16 protein-coding genes, 2 tRNA genes and 2 pseudogenes are annotated in these 21,971 nt (G+C 69.9%); 9 read left to right on the top strand and 11 right to left on the bottom strand.

All coding sequences use genetic code 11. From position 1 onward, the window contains the following. Nucleotides 1–1,383 carry a nucleotide pyrophosphatase/phosphodiesterase family protein gene (locus StrepF001_RS23595; RefSeq protein ID WP_129800219.1) on the top strand — a complete coding sequence of 461 codons (1,383 nt, stop codon included), beginning with the start codon at nucleotides 1–3 and terminating at the stop codon, nucleotides 1,381–1,383. A gap of 60 nt (nucleotides 1,384–1,443) precedes the next feature. Then, a pseudogene (locus StrepF001_RS23590) lies at nucleotides 1,444–2,473 on the top strand (sugar phosphate isomerase/epimerase). Between the two features lie 123 nt (nucleotides 2,474–2,596). On the opposite strand, the gene StrepF001_RS23585 reads toward StrepF001_RS23590, so the two are convergent. From StrepF001_RS23585 to StrepF001_RS23570, 4 genes are all read right to left on the bottom strand, one after another. Beyond that, entirely contained in the window at nucleotides 2,597–3,985 is a 1,389-nt protein-coding gene (locus StrepF001_RS23585) for an OFA family MFS transporter (RefSeq protein WP_129800218.1), read from the bottom strand. Between the two features lie 122 nt (nucleotides 3,986–4,107). Next, nucleotides 4,108–6,252, bottom strand: coding sequence for an acetate--CoA ligase family protein (locus tag StrepF001_RS23580; RefSeq protein WP_129800389.1), 2,145 nt, complete (start codon nucleotides 6,250–6,252; stop codon nucleotides 4,108–4,110). A gap of 4 nt (nucleotides 6,253–6,256) precedes the next feature. After that, nucleotides 6,257–7,489: a formyl-CoA transferase gene (frc, locus tag StrepF001_RS23575; RefSeq protein WP_129800217.1), complete on the bottom strand. Its 1,233-nt coding sequence runs from the start codon at nucleotides 7,487–7,489 to the stop codon at nucleotides 6,257–6,259. A gap of 9 nt (nucleotides 7,490–7,498) precedes the next feature. Then, on the bottom strand, nucleotides 7,499–9,181 hold the full coding sequence (locus StrepF001_RS23570) for a thiamine pyrophosphate-binding protein (protein ID WP_129800216.1): 1,683 nt from the start codon (nucleotides 9,179–9,181) through the stop codon (nucleotides 7,499–7,501). Between the two features lie 144 nt (nucleotides 9,182–9,325). Between StrepF001_RS23570 and sucC the strand changes: the two genes are divergently transcribed. From sucC to StrepF001_RS23550, 4 genes are all read left to right on the top strand, one after another. After that, nucleotides 9,326–10,456, top strand: a complete 1,131-nt coding sequence (gene sucC, locus StrepF001_RS23565) for an ADP-forming succinate--CoA ligase subunit beta (protein ID WP_129800215.1) — start codon at nucleotides 9,326–9,328, stop codon at nucleotides 10,454–10,456. Between the two features lie 11 nt (nucleotides 10,457–10,467). Beyond that, nucleotides 10,468–11,352 (top strand): succinate--CoA ligase subunit alpha, encoded by an 885-nt coding sequence (gene sucD, locus StrepF001_RS23560; RefSeq protein WP_129800214.1) that lies wholly within the window; start codon nucleotides 10,468–10,470, stop codon nucleotides 11,350–11,352. Between the two features lie 149 nt (nucleotides 11,353–11,501). Continuing rightward, entirely contained in the window at nucleotides 11,502–13,043 is a 1,542-nt protein-coding gene (locus StrepF001_RS23555; RefSeq protein ID WP_129800213.1) for an aldehyde dehydrogenase family protein, read from the top strand. A gap of 184 nt (nucleotides 13,044–13,227) precedes the next feature. Next, nucleotides 13,228–13,312: transfer RNA gene (locus StrepF001_RS23550), tRNA-Leu, on the top strand. Here the strand turns inward: StrepF001_RS23550 and StrepF001_RS23545 are convergent. Next, entirely contained in the window at nucleotides 13,277–13,672 is a 396-nt protein-coding gene (locus StrepF001_RS23545) for a hypothetical protein (RefSeq protein WP_129800212.1), read from the bottom strand. The genes StrepF001_RS23550 and StrepF001_RS23545 overlap by 36 nt on opposite strands. Before the next feature lie 14 nt (nucleotides 13,673–13,686). On the opposite strand from StrepF001_RS23545, the gene StrepF001_RS23540 reads away from it, so the two are divergent. Then, nucleotides 13,687–14,112 (top strand): hypothetical protein, encoded by a 426-nt coding sequence (locus tag StrepF001_RS23540; protein ID WP_206306927.1) that lies wholly within the window; start codon nucleotides 13,687–13,689, stop codon nucleotides 14,110–14,112. 202 nt (nucleotides 14,113–14,314) lie between these two features. Here StrepF001_RS23540 and StrepF001_RS23535 read toward each other — a convergent pair whose 3' ends face one another. Then, on the bottom strand, nucleotides 14,315–15,400 hold the full coding sequence (locus StrepF001_RS23535) for an integrase core domain-containing protein (RefSeq protein WP_129800211.1): 1,086 nt from the start codon (nucleotides 15,398–15,400) through the stop codon (nucleotides 14,315–14,317). Nucleotides 15,401–15,490: 90 nt separating this feature from the next. Here StrepF001_RS23535 and StrepF001_RS23530 point away from each other — a divergent pair, with 90 nt between their 5' ends. Next, nucleotides 15,491–15,736, top strand: coding sequence for an integrase (locus StrepF001_RS23530; RefSeq protein ID WP_129800210.1), 246 nt, complete (start codon nucleotides 15,491–15,493; stop codon nucleotides 15,734–15,736). A 193-nt stretch (nucleotides 15,737–15,929) separates the two neighbouring features. Here the strand turns inward: StrepF001_RS23530 and StrepF001_RS23525 are convergent, their stop codons facing one another. The 5 genes and pseudogenes from StrepF001_RS23525 to StrepF001_RS45710 form a co-directional block, all read right to left on the bottom strand. Then, nucleotides 15,930–16,952 carry an LLM class flavin-dependent oxidoreductase gene (locus StrepF001_RS23525; protein ID WP_129800209.1) on the bottom strand — a complete coding sequence of 341 codons (1,023 nt, stop codon included), beginning with the start codon at nucleotides 16,950–16,952 and terminating at the stop codon, nucleotides 15,930–15,932. A 173-nt stretch (nucleotides 16,953–17,125) separates the two neighbouring features. Then, nucleotides 17,126–17,434: pseudogene (locus tag StrepF001_RS23520) on the bottom strand (integrase); the annotation flags it as partial. Nucleotides 17,435–17,623: 189 nt separating this feature from the next. Beyond that, a complete protein-coding gene (gene selB, locus StrepF001_RS23510; protein WP_129800388.1) occupies nucleotides 17,624–19,411 on the bottom strand; it encodes a selenocysteine-specific translation elongation factor in 1,788 nt (595 codons plus the stop codon). A 2-nt stretch (nucleotides 19,412–19,413) separates the two neighbouring features. Then, nucleotides 19,414–20,733, bottom strand: a complete 1,320-nt coding sequence (gene selA, locus StrepF001_RS23505; protein WP_129800208.1) for an L-seryl-tRNA(Sec) selenium transferase — start codon at nucleotides 20,731–20,733, stop codon at nucleotides 19,414–19,416. Nucleotides 20,734–20,756: 23 nt separating this feature from the next. Beyond that, nucleotides 20,757–20,850, bottom strand: a tRNA-Sec gene (locus StrepF001_RS45710). 56 nt (nucleotides 20,851–20,906) lie between these two features. On the opposite strand from StrepF001_RS45710, the gene selD reads away from it, so the two are divergent. Beyond that, entirely contained in the window at nucleotides 20,907–21,941 is a 1,035-nt protein-coding gene (gene selD, locus StrepF001_RS23500) for a selenide, water dikinase SelD (RefSeq protein WP_129800207.1), read from the top strand. Nucleotides 21,942–21,971: the final 30 nt, after the last annotated feature.

Genomic DNA, 21,971 nt, shown 5'->3' with positions numbered 1-21,971 from the left:
ATGAGCCCTGACCCCACCCCGCTCCTGGTCCTCGACGTGGTCGGCCTCACCCCCCGTCTCCTCGATCACATGCCCCGCCTCAAGGCCCTCGGCCGGTCCGGCTCCCGCGCCTCGCTCGGCACCGTTCTGCCCGCCGTCACCTGCGCCGCCCAGTCCACGTTCCTGACCGGCACGATGCCCTCGGAGCACGGCATCGTCGGCAACGGCTGGTACTTCCGCGAACTCGGCGACGTCCTGCTGTGGCGCCAGCACAACGGCCTGGTCGCCGGCGACAAGATCTGGGACGCCGCACGCCGCGCACACCCCGGCTACACGGTCGCCAATATCTGCTGGTGGTACGCCATGGGCGCAGACACCGACATCACCGTCACCCCCCGTCCGATCTACTATGCCGACGGCCGCAAGGAACCCGACTGCTACACCCGGCCCGCGGCCCTCCACGACGAACTCACCGAGAAATTCGGCACCTTCCCTCTCTTCCACTTCTGGGGGCCCGGCGCGGACCTGGTCTCCAGTCGCTGGATCATCGACGCGACCCGCCACATCCTGCGCACCCGGCACCCCGACCTGACGCTCTGCTACCTCCCCCACCTCGACTACGACCTGCAGCGCTTCGGCCCTGACGACCCGCGGTCCCTGAAGGCCGCCGCCGACCTGGACAGAGCCGTCGCCCCGCTTTTGGACGACGCCCGCACCGAGGGCCGTACCGTCGTCGTCCTGTCCGAGTACGGCATCACCCGCGCGAACAGGCCCGTCGCCATCAACCGCGCCCTGCGCCGCGCGGGCCTGCTGGAGGTGCACACACAGGACGGCATGGAGTACCTGGACCCGATGGCGTCCCGTGCCTTCGCCGTCGCCGACCACCAGATCGCCCACGTCTACGTACGCCGCCCCGAGGACCTGGACGCGGCCCGCGCCGCGCTGGACGGACTGCCCGGCATCGAGCAACTCCTCGACGACGAGGGCAAGAAGGCCCACCAGCTCGACCATCCCCGCTCCGGCGAGCTCGTCGCCGTCGCGGAGCCGGACGCCTGGTTCACGTACTACTACTGGCTCGACGACGCCCGCGCGCCCGACTTCGCGCGACTCGTCGAGATCCACCGCAAACCCGGTTACGACCCGGTCGAACTCTTCATGGATCCCCTCGACCCCTACGTCAAGATCAAGGCGGCCACCGCACTGGCCCGCAAGAAGCTCGGCATGCGCTACCGCATGGCGGTCGTGCCGCTGGATCCCTCACCTATTCGCGGCAGCCACGGCCGCCTTCCCACGAGCGACGACGACGGTCCGCTCCTCATCTGCTCCACCCCCCGCGCTGTCGGCGACCGCGTCGCGGCCACCGACGTGAAGTCACTACTGCTCCAACTGGCCGGTCTGTGCTGACTGGTCACAAGTGAAGCACTCACCACTGACAACGCCCTCCGACATCGAGGAGTTCCAGGCATGAGCCGCATCTCCCAGCCCGATCCCGAACTCACCCACCGCCTCACCAGACGAGGCATGCTCGGTGTGGCGGCAGGCGCCACCGCCGCCGCCCTGCTGGGCGCCGCAGCGTCCCCTGCAGCGGCCGCCACCGAGTCCGCGAGCGGCACCCGGGGCCGCGGTCGCCCCGTTCTGCCCCCCGGCCGCCTCGGCATTCAGCTCTACAGCCTCCGTGACAAGGTCTCCACCCTGGGCTTCGCCGCCGTCTTCGCCGAGCTGGAGCGGTACGGCTACGACGAGGTCGAGTTCGCCGGATACACGCAGGGCTCCGCGGGCCCGATCACGCTCGCGCAGCTCAAGCGGCTGGCCAGGAACCACGGCCTGAACCCGATCGGCAGCCACGTCGGCTACTACTCCAACGACCCGAACGCGTACACCTTCGCCCAGAACCTCACCAAGGTCCTCGACGACGCAGAGGCACTCGGCCTGAAGCACATCGGCACGGCCTCCGGCCCCTTCCGCTACGGCTCCACCGTCGACGCATGGAAGCGGGCCGCCGAGGACTTCAACACCTACGGTGCGGCGGCGCGTGAAGTTCTACCAGCACAACCACTCCGAGGAGTTCTCCTTCGCCTCGGACCAGCCGAACGTCCGCCTCTACGACGTGCTGCTCGCCGAGACCGACCCCGACCTCGTCTACCTGGAGATGGACATCTTCTGGGCGTACTCCGGCCAGTTCCGCTTCTCGAAGCGGCCCGACGGCACCCCCGCGCCCTTCGAACCCCTCGACTACGTGCTGAAGCAGCCCGACCGCTACCCGCTCTTCCACGTCAAGGACGGCGTGAACGACCCCTCGACCCAGTACGGCTACCGCATGACCGACGTGGGCGACGGAGACATCGACTACCAGCGGTTCATCTCCGCCGTCACCCGGCTGCGCGGACAGCGCTTCGCCCACCACTGGCAGGCCGAGCACGACAACCCGACCGAGTCGTTCACGTTCGCCCGGCGGTCCAGCGAGCACCTGCACTCGCTGCGGGAGAAGTGCTGACGGGCGGTACGGACACAAGGAGGCCCTCCCCGCTCGCGGGGAGGGCCTTCAGGTCATGGTGGGGGACGGTGTGCGGCGTCGGGGTGTGACGGTGGGTCGTGCCCGGCGGCGGAGGCCGCCATGTCAGGCCATTTCCTCGCCGAGCGGGTGCGGGTTGGGCGTGATGCCTTTGGCCCGAGGCCGTCCCGGCGGGTGCAGGAACAGCGCCATGAAGCCCGCGAACAGGGAGATCGAGCCGGCCAGGACGAACGCGCCGGCGTAGTCCCAGGCGGCCACCACCACGGCGCCCATGCCGGAGCCGAGCAGGCCGGAGACCAGCTTCGACGAGTACACCAGGCCGTAGTTGGAGGCATTGTTGTTCTCGCCGAAGTAGTCGGCGGTCATCGCCGCGAACATCGGGAAGATGGCGCCGCCGCCGAAACCGGAGATGGACGAGAACAGCAGGAACAGCGGCAGGTTGCCGATGTTGCCGGAGAGCAGGATGCCGTACTGCGACAGTCCGAGGACGATGCAGACGAAGATCAGGCACTGCTTGCGGCCGTAACGGTCGGAGAGCCAGCCGATGACCCCGCGGCCCGTGCCGTTCACGATCGCCTTGAGGGACATGGCGGTCGCCACGATGCCGCCCGCGAAGCCGGCCTCGTCGCCGAAGGGCACCTGGAAGGCGATGCCGAAGATGTTCACGCCTGAGGTGCACAGGAGGCAGAACCACATGAGGGCCACACGGCCGGTCCGCCACGCCTCCATGGGGGTGTACTGGTGCACGGCCGGGGGGTTCTTCTCCAGAGCGCGCCGGGCACGCGCGTCGTCGGGCTTCTTCAGCGGGTCGACGTCGGCCGGCCACCAGTTCTTCGGCGGGTCGCGGAAGAAGTAGCCGGACGTGGCCACGACCGCGGCGAGGAAGATGCCCACGGAGACCAGCACCCAGCGGAAGTTGGTGAGGTCCATGTAGCCGGTGAAGATAAAGACGAACGGCACCGAGCCGTAGGCGAAACCGCCGTTGACGAAGCCCGTCTTGCCGCCCTTGCGCTCCGGATACCACTTGGCGACCATGTTCACGCACGTCGCGTAGACCATGCCGGCGCCCATGCCGCTGAACATGCCGAAGCCGATGTACGCGACGATCACATGCGGCGCGAACGCGAGCGAGAGATAGCCGAGCAGCGTGCCGACGGCACCCAGCATCATCGCCCAGCGGGCCGGAAGTTTGCCGCTCTCGCGCAGCTTCCCCGCCGGGAAGGCCACTGCGGCCTGGAAGAAGACCCAGACGCCCAGCATCCAGAAGATGTGCCCGCTGCTCCAGCTGTGCGCCGTGTGCAGAGTGTCCTCGGCGGACGCGAAGGCGTACTCGGCCGAGCTGATGCCCATCATGCCGACCCACGGCAGGATGACCATCCACTTGCGTTTGCGGCCCATGATGTCGATGTCGGTCTCACCGATGCGGTAGACGCGCCCGTTGGTGTCGGCCACCTCTCGGTAGGCAACCGATGTCGGAAAATCGGTCGTTGTCATGTCGTGTTGCACCCCTTGCGTCGAAAGTTCTGGCCAGCGCCCCCTGTCCAATGCCTTTCGTGCGCGCGCGGGTCCCGGGGCCGGCCGACGCGCACCGTCGGCCGGCTCCCTGTTCGCTCACCTCATGAGCCGCCCCCCAACAAGCCGGCAGCCCGGGCCCAGCGGTACTTCGCGCCGAGTACGGCCACCGGCTTCTCGGTCGTGTACGGGTACGCCACGACACCCCGCTCGTAGAGGTACTGGCAGGCCTCCTCGACCTCGACGTCGCCGGCGAGCGACGCCACCACCGGCTTCTCGATCCCGCGCTCCCGGAAATCGGCCACCACGCGCGCGGTGAGCTCGGCGAAGACCATCGGAGGGGTGACGATGGTGTGCCAGTAGCCGAGGACGAGCGCATGGATGCGCGGGTCCTCCAGACCCAGCCGGATCGTCGCCTCGTACGTCGACGGAGGCTCGCCGCCGGTGATGTCCACCGGGTTGCCCGCGGCCCCGAAGGGCGGGATGAACTTCCGGAACGACGCGTCCAGGTCCGGCGGGATCTCCATCAACGTCAGGCCGTTGTCGGTCACCGCGTCCGACAGCAGTACACCGCTGCCGCCCGCCCCGGTGATGATCACGACGTTGTCACCCTGAGGAGTAGGAAGCACCGGCAACGCGCGCGCGTACTCCAGCATGTCGTTCAGCCCGGGCGCCCGGATCACACCGGCCTGCCGCAGAATGTCGTCGTACACGGCGTCGTCGCCCGCGAGGGCCCCCGTGTGCGAGCCGGCGGCCCTCGCGCCCGCTGCCGTACGGCCCGCCTTCAGCACCACGACCGGCTTCTTGGGCACGGTCTCCCGCGCGGCCTCCACGAACGCCCGGCCGTCCTTGAGGTCCTCCAGGTGCATGGCGATGCACTCGGTGTGCGGGTCCTCGCCGAACCAGGTCAGCAGGTCGTCCTCGTCCAGGTCGGACTTGTTGCCCAGCCCGACGATCGCCGACACGCCGGTCTTCGTGGTCCGGGCGAAGCCCAGGATCGCCATCCCTATGCCGCCGGACTGCGAGGTGAGCGCCACCCCGCCCTTGACGTCGTACGGCGTGCAGAACGTGGCGCACAGGTCCTGCCAGGTCGAGTAGTAGCCGTAGATGTTCGGGCCGAGCAGCCGGACGCCGTGCCGCTCCGCTATCTCGACGATCTCGGCCTGGAGTTCGTGCTCGCCGGTCTCCGCGAACCCGGACGGGATCAGCACGGCGTTGGGGATCTTCTTGCGCCCCACCTCCTCCAGCGCCGCGGCCACGAACTTGGCGGGAATGGCGAACACGGCCACATCCACCTCACCGGGAACGTCCGTGACACTCTTGTACGCCTTGCGGCCCAGAATGTCATCGGCCTTGGGGTTCACCGGGTGGATCTCCCCGGAGAAGCCGCCGTCGACGAGGTTGCGCATCACCGAGTTGCCGATCTTGCCCTGCTCGTTGGAGGCGCCGATCACGGCGACCGAGCGCGGCTGCATCAACCGGCGCATGGAGGTGAGGATCTCGTCGCGCGAGTAGCGGCGGCGCTGCTTCAGGGGCGCCTCGGAGAGGATCACGCGGATGTCCGCGGCGATCGCTCCCTCCGGGGTGGCGATCACCGGGTTGAGGTCCACCTCGGTGATCTCCGGGAAGTCCGTGACGAGTTGGGAGACCCGGCGGATCTGCTCGGCGATCGCCCACCGGTCCACGCCCGCCGCGCCGCGCACCCCGCGCAGGATCTCCGCCGACCGGATCGAGTCCAGCATGGAGAGCGCCTCGTCGGCGTCCACGGGCGCGAGCCGGAACGTGATGTCCTTGAGGACCTCGACCAGCACTCCGCCGAGCCCGAAGGCCACGACCTTCCCGAACGTCGGGTCCGTCACCGCGCCGACGATGACTTCCTGTCCCTGTGGCAGCAACTCCTGCACCTGCACGCCCGCTATGCGGGCGTCCGCGTTGTACGCGCGCGCGTTGTCGATGATTGTGTGGAACGCGGCCCGTACGTCACCGGCCCCCTCGACGCCGACGATCACACCGCCGGCGTCGGTCTTGTGCAGGATGTCCGGCGAGACGATCTTCATCACCACCGGCCCGCCGAACCGCGCCGCGTACGCCACGGCCTCGTCGACGTCGGTCGCCAGCTCCTCGCCCGGTACGGCGATCCCGTAGGCGTCGGCGATCACCTTGCCCTCGGGTGCGGTCAGTGCCGTGCGCCCCTCGGCGCGCACGGCGTCGAGGAGCGCGCGCACCCTGAGCACCCGGTCTTCGGCCATCACGTCAGATCACTCCGTTCGACTTGAGCAGGCGCAGCTCCTCGTCGCCGAGGCCGAGCTCGCCGACGTAGACCTCTTCGTTGTGCTCGCCGAGCAAGGGTGAACTGGTCACGTCCACCGGGGAGTCGGAGAGCTTGAGCGGGCTGCCGACGGTCACGAACTCGCCGCGTTCCGGGTGCGGCACGCGAACGACCATCTCGTTCGCGACCAGCGAGGTGTCCTCGATGATCTCCTTGGTGGACAGGATCGGCCCGCACGGGATGTTGTGCGCGTTGAGCTTCTCCAGCACCTCCCACTTGGGCAGGGTCGAAGACCACTCCTCGATGAGCTGGAACATCTTGTTGAGCTTGGGCAGCCGGGCCTCCGGCGTCGACCACTCCGGATCGTCGGCCAGTTCGGGCCGGCCGATCAACTCGCTGATGGGCTGCCAGCCGACAGGCTGCACGATGACGTACACGTAGTCGTTCGGGCCGCCCGGCGCGCACTTGACCGCCCAGCCGGGCTGGCCGCCGCCGGACGCGTTCCCGGACCTGGGAACCTCGTCGCCGAAGTCCTCGTTGGGATATTCAGCGAGCGGGCCGTGTGCCAGGCGCTGCTGGTCGCGCAGCTTCACCCGGCAGAGGTTGAGCACAGCGTGCTGCATGGCCACGTTCACCCGCTGCCCGCGCCCGGTGCGCTCCCGCTGGTACAGCGCCGCGAGGATGCCCGCCACGGCGTGCACGCCCGTGCCCGAGTCCCCGATCTGGGCCCCCGTCGCCAGCGGCGGCCCGTCCTCGAAACCGGTGGTCGACATCGACCCGCCCATGGCCTGCGCGACGACCTCGTACGCCTTGAAGTTGGTGTACGGGCCTTCGCCGAACCCCTTGATGGAGGCATAGACGATCCGTGGATTGATCTCCTGGATGCGGTCCCAGGTGAAGCCCATACGGTCGACCGCGCCCGGTCCGAAGTTCTCGACCATGACGTCGGAGCGCCGGATCAGCTCGGTGAGGATCTCCTTGCCGCGCTCGGTCTTGGTGTTGAGGGTGATGCTCCGCTTGTTGCAGTTGAGCATCGTGAAGTAGAGGGAGTCGACGTCCGGGAGGTCGCGCAGCTGTTTGCGCGTGATGTCCCCGGTCGGCGCCTCCAGCTTCACGACGTCCGCACCGAGCCAGGCGAGCAGCTGGGTCGCGGAGGGCCCGGACTGGACGTGGGTCATGTCCAGGACGCGGATGCCTTCGAGAGCCTTGGTGGTCACCGGATCACCTCACTTGTACATGGTCTGGTTCATGGTTCCGGGGGCGTACGCGTCCGGGTCGACCCAGACGTTGATCAGCGACGGCTTCCCGGACTCCCGGGCGCGCCGCAGCGCGGGGCCGATGTCGGCGGGGTCGCGGACCTCCTCGCCGTAACCGCCCAGCATCTGCGCGAACTTGTCGTAGTGGACGTCGCCGAGGGTGTTGCCGACCCGCTCGCGCTCCTTGCCGTACTTGGCGGCCTGGCCGTAGCGGATCTGGTTCATCGAGGAGTTGTTGCCGACGATGCCGACGAAGGGGAGGTCGTAGCGGACGAGGGTTTCGAAGTCCCAGCCGGTCAGGGAGAAGGCGCCGTCGCCGAAGAGGGCGACGACCTCCTTGTCGGGCCGCGCCTGCTTGGCCGCGAGCACGAACGGGACGCCGACGCCGAGCGTGCCCAGCGGACCCGGGTCCATCCAGTGCCCGGGCGACTTGGGCTGCACGACCTGCCCGGAGAAGGTGACGATGTCGCCGCCGTCGCCGATGTAGATCGAGTCCTCGGTGAGGAAGTCGTTGATCTCGCTGACCAGGCGGTACGGATGGATCGGCGAGGCGTCCGAGCGCAGCTGCGGCAGCCGCTTCTCCAGCGCGGTCTGCTCGGCGGCGCGCAGCTCGTCGAGCCACTCCTTGCGCTTCGACGCGCCCCCGTTGACGCGCCCGGAGGCGGCCTCGGTCACCGACTTGAGCACCAGCCCGGCGTCTCCGACGATCCCGAGGTCGATGTCGCGGTTCTTGCCGACGGTGCGGTAGTCGAGGTCGATCTGTACGACGGTCGCGTCCGGTGAGAGCCGCTTGCCGTAGCCCATACGGAAGTCGAAGGGCGTGCCGACGATGACGATGACGTCGGCATTGGAGAAGGCGTAGCGGCGGGAGAGCTGGAAGTGGTGCGGGTCGCCGGGCGGGAGGGTGCCGCGTCCGGCGCCGTTCATGTACGCCGGGACGTTGAGCGTGCGCACCAGCTCGATGGCCGCCTCGGTGCCGCGGGTCGTCCACACCTGGCTGCCCAGCAGGATCGCGGGCTTCTCGGCGTGCACGAGGAGGTCGGCGAGCTTCTCGATCGCCTCGGGATCGCCGGCCGAGCGGGTGGAGGCGCGGTAGGCGCCGGGCTTCGGTACGCGTGCCTTGGGCACCGGCACCTTCGCATCGAGGACGTCGCGCGGGATCTCCAGGAAGGAGGGGCCGGGCGCGCCGTGGTAGCACTCGCGGAACGCCATCGACACCATGTCCGCCGCGCGCGCCGTGTCCGGAACGGCCGCCGCGAACTTGGTGATCGGCGTCATCATGTCGACGTGCGGCAGGTCCTGCAGGGAGCCCATCTTGTGCTGGGTGAGGGCGCCTTGACCGCCGATCAGCAGCATCGGGGACTCGGCGCGGAAGGCGTTGGCGACTCCGGTGACGGCGTCGGTCGTCCCCGGGCCGGCGGTGACGACCGCGCAGCCGGGCTTGCCGGTGATGCGGGCGTAACCGTCGGCGGCGTGTGCGGCGACCTGCTCGTGGCGGACGTCGACGACTTCGATGCCCTCGTCGACGCAGCCGTCGTAGATGTCGATGATGTGGCCGCCGCACAGGGTGTAGATGCGCTCCACCCCCTCGGCTTTGAGGGCCTTGGCGACGAGGTGACCGCCGGAGATCACGTCCTGGGTGTCGTCGGGCATGGCGAAGTCCTGTCCCTTCATAGGGGGTTGGCACGCTCTCGCAGTACATTGCATACAGTCGACGAATACTGTATGAAGCTTGTTATCCCGCATCCGGTGGGTGGTGTCCAGGGGGCGTGCGGCACTTTCCAGACAGGAGCCGAGATGGACCTGTACGAGCACCAGGCAAGGGAACTCTTCGAGGAACACGGCATCTTGGTGCCGCGGGCCGAAGTCACCGACTCGCCCAAGGAGGCACGCGAGATCGCCCGCCGACTCGGCGGCCGGGTCGTCGTCAAGGCCCAGGTCAAGACGGGTGGCCGGGGCAAGGCAGGCGGAGTGAAGCTCGCCGCCGACCCGGCCGCCGCGGAACTGACGGCACGACAGATCCTCGGAATGGACATCAAGGGCCACACGGTCGGCAAGGTCATGCTGGCCCAACCCGTCGACATCGAGACCGAGTTCTACGTCTCCTACGTCCTCGACCGGGCAGCGGGCGGCTTCCTCGCCATCGCCTCCGCGGAGGGCGGCATGGACATCGAGGAGGTCGCCGCCACCCGGCCCGATGCCGTGGTGCGCGTACACATCGACCCTGCCGAGGGCGTCACTTCGGCGAAGGCAGGTGAGATCGCCGATGCGGCCGGACTGCCGCCACAGACCGTCGACGTGCTCGTACGGTTGTGGGAGGTGCTGATCCGCGAGGACGCCCTCCTCGTCGAGGTCAACCCGCTCGTGCGCACCCGGCAGGGCCAGATCCTGGCTCTCGACGGCAAGGTCACCCTGGACGACAACGCCCGCTTCCGGCAGGCCCGGTGGGGCGCCGAGGGGGCGGAGCACGACGATCCGCTGGAGGCGGTGGCCGCCGCGAAGGGCCTCAACTACGTCAAGCTCGACGGCGAGGTCGGCATCATCGGCAACGGCGCCGGACTGGTCATGTCGACCCTCGACGTGGTCGCCGGCTGCGGCGCCCGCCCCGCCAACTTCCTCGACATCGGCGGCGGAGCCTCCGCCCAGATCATGGCCGACGGTCTGACCGTCATCCTCTCCGACCCGGCCGTGAAGTCGGTGTTCGTCAACGTCTTCGGCGGCATCACCGCCTGCGACGCGGTCGCCGACGGCATCGTGCAGGCCCTGGACACGGTCCGGTTGACCAAGCCGCTGGTCGTCCGCCTGGACGGCAACAACGCTGCACGCGGCCGTGTGATCCTCGACGAACGGGCGCATCCGCTGGTCCAGCAGGCCACCACCATGGACGGCGCCGCACACAAGGCGGCCCAACTCGCCAACGCAGCCTGAGGAGACGGGACATGGCGATCCATCTCACCAAAGAGAGCAAGGTTCTCGTCCAGGGCATGACCGGCGGCGAGGGCATGAAGCACACCCGGCGCATGCTCGCGTCCGGCACGAACGTCGTCGGCGGCGTCAACCCGCGCAAGGCCGGCCGCACCGTCGACTTCGACGACCGTGCCGTGCCCGTTTTCGGCTCGGTCCGCGCGGGCATGGACGCGACCGGAGCCGACGTCACGGTCGTCTTCGTACCGCCCGCCTTCGCCAAGGCGGCCGTCGTCGAGGCCGCGGACGCGGGGATCGGCCTCGCGGTCGTCATCACCGAGGGCATCCCGGTGCACGACTCGGTCGCCTTCACGGCGTACGCGCGGTCGAAGGGCACGCGCATCATCGGCCCCAACTGTCCCGGCCTGATCAGCCCCGGTCAGTCCAACGCGGGCATCATTCCGGCCGACATCACCAAGCCCGGCCGCATCGGCCTGGTGTCGAAGTCCGGGACGCTGACGTACCAACTCATGTACGAACTCCGTGACATCGGCTTCTCGACCTGCGTGGGCATCGGGGGCGACCCGGTCGTCGGCACCACGCACATCGACTGCCTGGCCGCCTTCCAGGACGACCCGGAAACCGACCTGATCGTGCTGATCGGGGAGATCGGCGGCGACGCGGAGGAACGCGCCGCCGCATACATCCGCGACCACGTCACCAAGCCGGTCGTCGGCTACATCGCCGGCTTCACCGCCCCCGAGGGCAAGACCATGGGGCACGCGGGCGCCATCGTGTCCGGGTCCTCCGGGACGGCGCAGGCGAAGAAGGAGGCGCTGGAGGCGGCCGGGGTGCGGGTGGGGAGTACGCCGACGGAGACGGCCAAGCTGGTGCTTGCCGCGCTGGCGGCCACCGAGTGATGTCACTCATAGTTGTCGAGAGGTGACTGTCGCGCATCACGGCGCCTCACTAGCTTCCTCCGTACGACGTCCCCGCACGGCAGTGCGAGCCGTGCCCGGGACCAGCCATGCAACCCGCCCCGACTGTGCACCGAGAGCGGAGCTCACCAATGGCACCCACCCTCACCCTCAAGTCGGACACCTCCTGGGCCGACGCCTGGCAGCGCTGCCTCGCCGTCGCCCCCGAGGCCTTCCGCGACGACCGCGTCCTCAACCTCTGGAACGCCGCCTGGCAGGCCGACGGCCGGGCCCTGCCCGCCACCACACCCGTCGACGGCACCCCCATCGCGGGCCCGCCGCGACTCGACGGCACCACCGCTCACCAGGCCGTACGTGCCTCACTCGACCAGCACCGCGCCTGGCGGCACATCCCCCTCGACGAACGCCGGGCCCGCGTCGCGGCCACCCTGGACGCCCTCACCGAGCACCGCGAACTGCTTGCGCTGTTGTTGGTCTGGGAGATCGGCAAACCCTGGCGGCTCGCCCAGGCGGACGTCGACCGAGCCATCGACGGGGTGCGCTGGTACGTCGACGGTATCGAGCCGATGGTCGCCGGGCGGGCCCCGTTGGACGGCCCGGTGTCGAACATCGCGAGCTGGAACTACCCGATGAGCGTGCTCGTTCACGCATTGCTGGTACAGGCGCTGGCAGGCAATGCGGTCATCGCCAAGGCCCCGACCGACGGCGGTGTCGCCTGTCTGACCCTGGCCTGCGCGCTCGCCGCCCGCGAGGGACTTCCCGTCACCCTCGTCAGCGGCAGCGGAGGCGAGTTGTCCCAGGCGCTGGTGCGGGCGCCCGAGATCGGCTGTGTCTCCTTCGTCGGCGGCCGGGACACCGGCGCCGCGGTGGCCACGGCCGTCGCCGACCTCGGCAAGCGGCACATCCTCGAACAGGAAGGACTCAACACCTGGGGCATCTGGAACTTCACGGACTGGGACACGCTCACGGCGGTCGTTCCCAAGCTCTTCGACTACGGCAAACAGCGCTGTACGGCCTACCCGCGCTTCGTCGTCCAGCGTGCGCTGTTCGACGAGTTCCTGGCGGCGTACCTCCCGGCGGTCCGCACGCTCAGGGTCGGCCATCCGCTCGCGGTCGAGCAGCGCGACGACCCTTACCCGGCGTTGGACTTCGGGCCGGTGATCAACGCGGCCAAGGCCAAGGAGCTGCACGACCAGGTGGCTGAGGCCATCGACCGCGGCGCCGTCCCGCTGCATCGTGGCCGGCAGAGCGATGCGCGCTTCCTGCCCGGCCAGGACACCTCGGCGTACGTCCAGCCGGTCACGCTCCTGAACCCGCCGCCGTCCTCCCCGCTGCACCACGCGGAACCCTTCGGCCCGGTCGACACCATCGTCCTGGTCGACACGGAGGCGGAGCTGCTGGCCGCGATGAACGCGTCCAACGGCGCGCTGGTCGCCACGCTGTCCACGGACGACCGGGCGACCTTTGACCGGCTCGCCCCGCAGATCCGTGCCTTCAAGGTGGGGCACGGAAAGCCCCGCTCCCGTGGCGACCGCGAGGAGCTGTTCGGCGGCTTCGGCGCGTCCTGGCGCGGCGCGTTCGTCGGCGGTGAGCTGCTCGTGCGTGCGGTGACGCAGGGACCGGCGGGAGAGCGGCTGCCCGGCAACTTCCCGGACTACCACCTCATGCCGTGATCACCCGTCGCGCCTGCCGGACGTACACCGAAGAGTGACACCCCGACCACTCGCCGTGACCCGGCCGGTCGGGGTGACGCACCCGCCTCAGGGGACGGAAACGCAGGTGAAGGGCACTCCGAAACCTTGGTATTGTTGTCCGTGTCGCCCCGGGGAACACCCCCGGCAAGGCGGCGGACACCTGGTCCGGGTGGCGGAATGGCAGACGCGCTAGCTTGAGGTGCTAGTGCCCTTTATCGGGCGTGGGGGTTCAAGTCCCCCCTCGGACACTTCGCTTGACGATGCGCTTTCGAGGGCCTCGACCTGACGGTCGCGGCCCTCGTAGCATTTTCGTAGCTGATTGTGACGCCCAGAGCTTCGTAGAGTGAGGCTTTTATGCTGGGATCGGTGCTCTGGAGACGCTGCGTGACCTCTCTGAGGTCCTTCGCGATCTCGAGGATCTCCTTCTCCGTGAGCGGCTTCTCCTTCTTCGACGCGGCGGTCGGCTGCGCCTCGGCTTCTTTGAGCCTTGCCAGGGTGGTCCGTTTGTCGTGCTGGGTGTCGTTGATCCATTGGGTGACGACAGCGGCATCGGCTCCGGTGGCGAGGGTGGCCCGGTAGCGGGCGAGACGCGGATGGGAGCGGTTCACTTCGAACTGCAGGCATGGCTCGGACATTCAGCCCGACCAGCACCCAGCACTACGCGAGCATCACACTAAACACGCCGACCAGGGCATACACCGAAGCCGGATACTTCTTCCGCGACCTGCGGACCATCGAAGGCCTCGTCGACCGGGACGCCGTCGCCTCCGGCGCAGCCACGGGCGGCGAGCCCTGGCAGCACTACGACCTCAGCCACGGCTGCTGCACCTACAGCCTCTTTGAACGGTCTCAGCACCGCACGGCCTGCGCACGCTGCGACTTCTACACCCCGAAGGACTCCACCCAGGCCCAACTCCTCAAAGTCGCAGCCAGCTTGCAACGGATGCTCATCTCCATCCCGCTGACCGACGACGACGCGCCGCCGTCGACGCACTCCTCAGTCGGTCTCCGAGGTCCCCACTCGCCGGCCTCAGCCCTTGCGACCTGAACCGGCCGACCACCTCCGCACTGCTCCCGTGATCGGGAGCACGGACCCTCCGCGGGGGGCCCGTGACTACAGCGACGCCGCCACCTGCAGGGCCACCGTCTTCGCCTGGCTGGCCCGCTACAACACCTGCCGCAGACACTCCGCCGACGTGTGCCGCTCGAAAATACGATTCGGTCCTGCGAACTGCGGTGATGCGGCGTGGTCAGGCAGCGTGACGGTACTCGTTCAGCAGGCCGCCGAGGACGGGTTGTCGTCGGATCCCGTGCGCCCGGAGGTCCGTGACGGTGGCCAGGGCGGGCGGTTCGTTGCTGTCCGGGGGTAGCTGCTGCCGGGATTGGTGGGGACGATGCCCGTTGTAGTGGCGGATGTACTCGGTCAGCACTGCCACGGCATGGGCTTCGTTGTAGATCAGCATGCGGTCGAGGATCTCGCGGCGGAGAGTGCCCACGACTCTCTCGCAGATTGCGTTCGCTCGCGGCGCCCGCGGTGGGCTGAGCAGAATCTCCACATCGTCGGCCTCGAAGACGGCGTCGAAGGAGCTGGTGTACTTGCTGTCCCGATCCCGAAGGAGGAAGCGCAGGGAGTCCATGCGGCGGTCCAGCGCCATGGCGAGATTCCTCGCCTGTTGGACGGTCCACTGCGCGGTGGGATGGGCGGTGACGCCGGCGAGGTGGAGGCGTCGCGTGCCGTGCTCGATGAAGACCAGGGCGTAGAGGCGCTTGAGCGCCACGGTGTCGAGGTGCAGGAAGTCGGCGGCGAGGATACCGTGGGCCTGAGTGGTGAGGAACGGGCGCCAGGTTGCGCCGGAGCGCCGCGGCGCGGGGTCGATTCCGGCCGCGTGTAGGGCCTTCCAGACCGTGGATGGAGCGATCGGGTAGCCAAGGCGGGCGAGTTCGCCCTGTATCCGGCGGTGGCCCCAAGTGTGGTTCTCCTTCACCAGGCGCAAGATGAGTTGTTTGACGGTGGGCGCGGTGGAGGGCCTGCCGGGGCAGCGGTGCTGAGGATACGTCCACTTCCGGGCGACGAGTTGCCGATGCCAGGCCAGCAGCGTGGTGGGTGTGACTGCGAAGACCTGGCGCCAGCGCTCGCGCGGGACCAGCCGGGAGAGCATGGCGAACCAGATCCGGTCAGCGGGCTCATAGCGAACCCGAGCGATCTGACGACGCAGCACCGCGTTCTCGTGCCGCAGCGCCAGGACCTCCGCATCCTTGGCCACGCGACTGCGCAGCACGGCAGCGGGCAGCGTGATCAGGTTCCGGACCAACGCGGTGAAGATGGACAGCGGCATCGAATGATCATCCCAGACGTCGCGCGAGCCCCAGCTTTGGCTGAGGAACCTGCAGTTCAGACCCAGAATCCTGTTTCCGAGCGGCACAGGGTGCAGACCTGCCGACGTGAGCTCCTGGACCGCGCGCTGATATGGAACCACCGCCACCTGCTCCATGCGCTACGCGAGTTCGAGGGCTTCTACAACTCGCATCGGCCGCACCAGGGCATCGCCAACGCCCGGCCCCTGCAACCACTGCCCGAGCCGATCACCGACCCGGCCCGGATCCTCCATCTCGACGTCCGAGGACGCGACCGACTCGGCGGCATCCTCCACGAATACCAACACGCCGCTTGACCAGGACGGATGAGGTTTCCGGCAAGGACAGGGCTCCGCGCGCCGACCGGTACGTGCCCGGCAGACCGCACCGCCCCCAGCCCCTCCCGGTCGCCGGTCGCGGCTCGGCACTGATCGCCCAACCAAGCCGCACCGGGGGCCTGACGACCACAGTGACGAGCCGACCCGTACCGCACGCAGGCTGGCAGAACACTCAGCGCCAGCCGAGCTCCGGTGCCACGTGGGTGAGGATGTTCTCCAGCACATGGGCGTTGTAGTCGACCCCGAGCTGGTTCGGGATGGTCAGCAGCAGGGTGTCCGCGGCCTGGATGGCCTCGTCTTCCTGGAGCCGCTTCACCAGCACGTCCGGCTCGGCGGCGTACGAGCGTCCGAAGATCGCCCTGGTCGTGTCGTCGATCATGCCGAGCTGGTCCCGCGAGTTGCGGTCGCGGCCGAAGTAGGCCCGGTCCAGGTTGTTGGTCAGGGCAAAGATGCTGCGGCTGACCGACACCCGCGGCTCTCGTGCGTGGCCGGCCTCCTTGTACGCCTGGCGGTACGCCTCGATCTGCTTGCGCTGCTGGACGTGCAACGGTTCGCCCGTCTCGTCGTCCTTCAGTGTGGAACTCTGCAGGTTCATCCCCAGCTTTGCGGCCCAGACGGCGGTCGCGTTCGAGCCGGAGCCCCACCAGATCCGCTCGCACAGTCCCTCGGAGTGCGGCTCGATGCGCAGCAGCCCCGGCGGGTTGGGGAACATCGGCCGCGGGTTCGGCTGCGCGAAGCCCCTGCCCTCGAGCACCTTGAGGAAGGCCTCGGTGTGCCGGCGGGCCATGTCCGTGCCGGTCTCGCCCTCGGCGGGGGTGTAACCGAAGTAACGCCAGCCGTCGATCACCTGTTCCGGTGATCCACGGCTGATGCCGAGTTGCAGCCGGCCGCCGGAGATGAGGTCGGCAGCACCGGCGTCCTCGGCCATGTACAGCGGGTTCTCATAGCGCATGTCGATCACGCCGGTGCCGATCTCGATCTTTGAGGTCCGTGCACCGATGGCCGAGAGTAGGGGGAACGGGCTGGCCGCCTGCCGCGCGAAGTGGTGTACGCGGAAGTACGCACCGTCCACGCCGAGCTCCTCGGCTGCGACCGCCAGGTCGATGGACTGGTGCAGGAAGTCGGCGGCGGACCGGGTCTTGGAGTGCGCACTTGGCGACCAGTGGCCGAACGAGAGGAAACCTATCTTCTTCACGCACGCTCAAAGCGTCCGGCGACCACTTTTGATTCCCGGCGTCGGCACGCTGTGACCAGGCCGACCGTGCGGGTGCCCGATATATTGTCCGGCCTGGTCAAGCGGCATGTCGGTATTCGTGCAGGGTCCCGCCGAGTCGGTCTCGTCGGCGGACATCCAGGTGTCAAGGTGCGTCCGCGGCGCTTCGGTACGCAGGTTGCAGCATGGCGTCGCTTGAGCAGGTCGCGGTGCCAGCGCAGGATCCTGTCGGGGCGTGCCAGGAGGAGGTGCCGGAGCTTGTCCACCGGGAGGTGGTGGAGCAGGCCGGCGAGGACGGCGCGGTCGGCGTCGGTGAACGTGGGCTTGCCGACCTGACGCTGCAGGACCAGCAGTTGGTCGCGCAGCGCCAGGATCTCGATGTCCTTGTCGCGGTTGCTCATCGGTAGAAGGCGCAGGAGTGCCAGGGTGTTGGTCGCGGCGAGATAGGCCAAGCGCAGCAGCACGACGGCGCCTTTCTGGCCGACGCCAGGCGGTGGATCATCGCTTGCTCGCCCTCGTCACGGCCCGGCCGTGCCCGCAACACCATTCCCCAGCACCCCCCCGAGCACCCGCATCCACCCCGCTATCAACAGCTATACCCACCGAAAGCGGAATTGAGCACTAGGCCCGTACTTCGCGGGTCGTTGATTCGTTCAGGGTGGCGCAGTGACCGGCGCCGGCCGGCCGCGCGGCGCGCAGCGGCGGCGTTTGTCGGGCAACAGCTCGGTGATGCCTTGACCGTCGCAGTGCTCGAGCAGGGGGACGGTGACGCGGCGGCTGGTCTCCAGGGCGCGGCTCGCCGTTCCCACGGTGAACGGCTGGTCGAGTTCGCTCAGCCGGTCGGCCGCCAGCCGCGGGGCGTCCGGCAGCAGCACCACGTGCTCCGCGAGCCGCAGTACGGCCCCGTGGCGGACCGCCGCGGTGAGCTCGCGGCGGCCGAGGCCGAGTTCCGCCAGCCGCTGGGCTTGGGGGGCGGCGAACGGCCGGCCCGCGAGCTCGGCGGTGAGGCGGCCCACCGCCTCCGCAACGGCGTCGGGCAGGGAATCGGGCCCGACGGTCACGCGCCCGAGGTTCAGCCGCAGGGGTGGTGTGACCAGTGCCTTCACCAGGGACGCGGAGGGCAGTCCGAGGCGGTGCCGAGCGATTTCCACCGGTACACCCTCCTCGGCTGGCCGCTCGGTGTGGTAAGCGGCGACCAGTTCGGCCAGTCGGGCGCGCAGGGAGGTCCAGTGGGCGGGCTCGGCGAGCCAGTCGCCCGCGACCGGCGCGGTGCGGACGGCCACCCCCATCGCGGTCAACTCCTCGCGCGTGACCAGCAGTCGGCGCCGCAGCTCGTCCGCCTCGATCGGAGTGCCGCGAGCATTGCCCAGTTCGGCCGCGCGCCGTGCCGCGGCGCCACGGCGACGCAGTTCCGGTGGCCGGGGGTCGAGCACCGTCAGTCCTGCTAGCACCCGCTGCAGACCCGGATCGCGCAGCACCGCGCGGTCACCGATGCGCAGCGGCAGCGGCGCCGACAGGGTCAGCCGGACAATGTCCCCACCGAGCGGGCGTACGCGTACCGGCACGGCCGCCGAGCCGATATGGGCGACGGCGGTGCGGGGCAGCTCCCCGGCCGGTGTTCCGCCGTGTACGCGCACGTCGCAGCGTAGACAGGGAACGAAGCTGCCGGGGGTGAGCAGTGCGTCGCCGCGGCCTGTCGACTGCTTGTCGAGACCGCGGAGGTTGACGGCGAGCCGGGCCGTCGCCCGCACCAGGCCGGTCTCCTCGCCGAGAGCCTGCAGCGCCCTGACGCGCACGGAACGGGCGGAGCGGGCGGTCACCAGGACGTCGCCCTGGCGGATCCGGCCCGCACCGAGCGTGCCGGTGACGACCAGCCCGCTGCCGCGCACGGTGAAGGCGCGGTCGATCCACAGCCGCACCGGGGCGTCGGCGTCCCCGTCCGGCAGCCGCTCGGCCAGACGGCCGAGGGCCGCGCGCAACTCGGCGAGGCCCGCGCCGGTGCGGGCGCTGACGGCCACGGCCTCGACGCCGCCGAGCGTGCTGGACCTGATCCGGTCCAGTGCCTGCGCCATGGCCGGGCCCGGGTCTGCCAGATCGCAGCGGGTGACCGCGAGCAGCCCGTGCCGTACGCCCAGAGCGTCCACGGCGGCGAGGTGCTCGGCGGACTGGGGCTTCCAGCCCTCGTCCGAAGCGACGACGAACAGGACGGCGGGCACGGGCCCCACACCGGCCAGCATGGTGGGGACGAACCTTTCGTGTCCCGGGACGTCGACGAACGCGAGCCGCTCACCCGACGGCAGATCCGTCCACGCGAAGCCCAGGTCGATGGTCAGACCACGGCGCCGCTCCTCCGCCAGCCGGTCCGGGTGGGTGCCGGTCAGCGCGTGGACCAGCGTGCTCTTGCCGTGGTCGACATGCCCGGCCGTCGCGACGACCCGCATGCTCACCGGCCCGCCGCACGCAGCACCGCGGCGAGGACGTCGCCGTCGCACGCCTCCGGCACGCACCGCAGATCCAGCAGCAGCCGGCCGCGCACAACCCTGCCCAGCACGGCCGGTTCACCCGTGCGCAGCGGTGCCGCAAGGTCGTCGGGCAGGCTCACCGCACAGGACGGCAGAGCGGTCCCGGGGGCGCCGCCGCCTCCGACCACCGCCTCACAGGGCACGAGGCGCGCGTCCAGGCCCCGGCGCGCAAGGTCCTCGGCCAGGCGCAGCGTGCGGGTGCGCAGCTGCGGCAGCGGCAGGTGCAGGACGGCGTGCACGGGCGGCTCGGGACCCCGCAGTGTCGCCTCCAGCGCGGCCAGGGTGAACTTGTCCACGCGCAGCGCGCGGGCCAGCGGATGGCGGCGCATGCGCTCCACCACGCTCGCCCGGCCGAGGACCAGCCCTGCCTGAGGACCGCCGAGCAGCTTGTCCCCGCTGGCGGTGACCAGCGTGGCCCCGGCGCGCAGCATGGTGGACGCGTCCGGCTCGTCCGGCAGCAGCGGGTCCGGCCGGAGGAGGCCGGAGCCGATGTCGACCACCACGGGCAGGCCCAGCGCCGCCAGTTCGCCGACGTCCACACCTTGGGTGAAGCCGCTCACCGTGAAATTCGACGGGTGGATCTTGAGGATGAAGCCGGTGTCCGGGCCGGCGGCGTCCGCGTAATCGTCGAGACGGGTCCGGTTGGTGGTGCCGACCTCGCGTATCCGGGCGCCGCAGGAGGCCAGCAGCTCGGGTATCCGGAAGCCGTCGCCGATCTCCACGAACTCGCCCCGGCTGAGCAGGACCTCGCACCCCGCGGCCAGTGTGGCCACGGCCAGGGCGAGGGCGGCGGCCCCGTTGTTGACCACGTGCACGGCCTCGGCGGCCGGTACGGCCTCCCGCAGGGCCGCCATGGTGCTGCGGCCGCGCGGCGCCCGTCTGCCGGTGGCCAGGTCCAGCTCGACGTCCGTGTACCCGCCGGCCGCCGTCATCGCCTCTAGCGCGGACGGCGACAGCGGAGCCCGTCCCAGATTGGTGTGTAGCACCACACCCGTTGCGTTGTGCACGGGGCGCAGCCCGGCCGCGTGTGCGGGGAGCGCGGCGAGCGCGGCACCGACGGCGTCGTCCGGCCCGATCCGCCCTTCGCGTACGGCCTGCTGGGCGGTGGCGACCGCGGCCTTGACGACGGTCCTGCCCAGCCGTGCGGACGCCTCGCTCAGCCGGGGATCGCCGAGCAGCAGCGTGGTGCTCGGCACCCACCGCCGGGGATCCGCAGGCGGCTCCCGCCGCTCGTCCGCCACCCGCGCCACCCCGATCGAAGTCAGCGGAGGCGGACGGGAATCGAACCCGCCTGGCCCGGATCCCGGACCACACCGATTTTGAAGATCGGGAGGGGCACCAGCCCGCCCAACGCCTCCGGGGCAAGATTGTGATCCCCGCACACTGCTGCGGCAAGAGGTGAAATGATCGCCGTATGACGCCAGTTGGCCCCGCAGTCGCACACGTCGCGCCTCTTCGGCTGACCCAGTACGCACACGGTGGCGGCTGCGCCTGCAAGATCCCTCCGGGGGAGCTGGAGGCGATGGTCGCAGGGCTGATGCCGGGGCCGAGCGCAGGCCGTGTCGACGGCGACCGGCTGCTCGTCGGACTCGACGACGGCGACGACGCTGCGGTCGTGCGGACCGGTGACGGCACCACCCTGGTGTCGACCGCCGACTTCTTCACACCGGTCGTCGACGACGCCCGCGACTGGGGCCGGATCGCCGCCGCCAACGCCCTGTCCGACGTGTACGCGATGGGCAGCCGGCCCGTCGTCGCGCTCAATCTGCTGGGCTGGCCGCGGGACGTCCTGCCCGCCGAACTGGCCCGGGAGGTGCTGGCGGGTGCGCTCGAAGTCGCCGGCAGGGCCGGCTGCTTCGTTGGTGGCGGGCACAGCATCGACAGCCCGGAGCCGCTCTACGGAATGGCCGTGACCGGCCTGGTGGATCCGGACCGGATGCTGCGCAACGACGCAGGCCGGCCGGGTGTGCCGCTCACCCTGACCAAGCCGCTGGGCGTCGGGATTCTCAACAACCGCCACAAGCGGACGGGCGAGGTCTTCCCGCACGCGGTCGAGAGTATGGCCGCGCTCAACGACCGCGCCAGTGCCGCGGCCCTGGAGGCCGGCGCCGTGTGCGCCACCGATGTGACCGGATTCGGGCTGCTCGGCCATCTGCACAAACTGGCCCGCGCCAGCGCCGTCACCGCTGTGGTGGACGCCGCTGCCATCCCCGTGCTCGACGGTGCCCGCGAGTCCCTGCGGGCCGGATACGTCAGCGGCGGCACGCGGCGCAATCTCGACTGGGTGCGCCCGCACCTGGACGCGGGACGGGCGAGCGACGACGAGCTGCTTGTGCTCGCCGACGCGCAGACCTCCGGCGGGCTGCTCGTCGCCGGGGAGGTGCCCGGACATCCGGTCATCGGGGAACTGGTCCGTGCCGTCGCCGGTACGACGCTGGTGATCCGCTGAGCACTGCGGTCGACGGCCGCGGACCCGCGG

It is taken from the genome of Streptomyces sp. F001 (genome assembly GCF_004187715.1).
GTDB lineage: Bacteria > Actinomycetota > Actinomycetes > Streptomycetales > Streptomycetaceae > Streptomyces > Streptomyces flavusporus.
The sequence above is the reverse complement of the archived record's forward strand: the minus strand, read 5'-3'. Positions and strand labels throughout refer to the sequence as shown.

Excerpts from the sequence above, each read along its gene's own strand:
- StrepF001_RS23595 (WP_129800219.1), top strand. The coding sequence starts at position 1 with ATGAGCCCTGACCCCACCCCGCTCCTGGTCCTCGACGTGGTCGGCCTC.
- StrepF001_RS23585 (WP_129800218.1), bottom strand. The coding sequence starts at position 3,985 with ATGACAACGACCGATTTTCCGACATCGGTTGCCTACCGAGAGGTGGCC.
- StrepF001_RS23580 (WP_129800389.1), bottom strand. The coding sequence starts at position 6,252 with ATGGCCGAAGACCGGGTGCTCAGGGTGCGCGCGCTCCTCGACGCCGTG.
- StrepF001_RS23570 (WP_129800216.1), bottom strand. The coding sequence starts at position 9,181 with ATGCCCGACGACACCCAGGACGTGATCTCCGGCGGTCACCTCGTCGCC.
- sucC (WP_129800215.1), top strand. The coding sequence starts at position 9,326 with ATGGACCTGTACGAGCACCAGGCAAGGGAACTCTTCGAGGAACACGGC.
- sucD (WP_129800214.1), top strand. The coding sequence starts at position 10,468 with ATGGCGATCCATCTCACCAAAGAGAGCAAGGTTCTCGTCCAGGGCATG.
- StrepF001_RS23555 (WP_129800213.1), top strand. The coding sequence starts at position 11,502 with ATGGCACCCACCCTCACCCTCAAGTCGGACACCTCCTGGGCCGACGCC.
- StrepF001_RS23540 (WP_206306927.1), top strand. The coding sequence starts at position 13,687 with ATGGCTCGGACATTCAGCCCGACCAGCACCCAGCACTACGCGAGCATC.
- StrepF001_RS23535 (WP_129800211.1), bottom strand. The coding sequence starts at position 15,400 with ATGCCGCTGTCCATCTTCACCGCGTTGGTCCGGAACCTGATCACGCTG.
- selB (WP_129800388.1), bottom strand. The coding sequence starts at position 19,411 with ATGCGGGTCGTCGCGACGGCCGGGCATGTCGACCACGGCAAGAGCACG.
- selD (WP_129800207.1), top strand. The coding sequence starts at position 20,907 with ATGACGCCAGTTGGCCCCGCAGTCGCACACGTCGCGCCTCTTCGGCTG.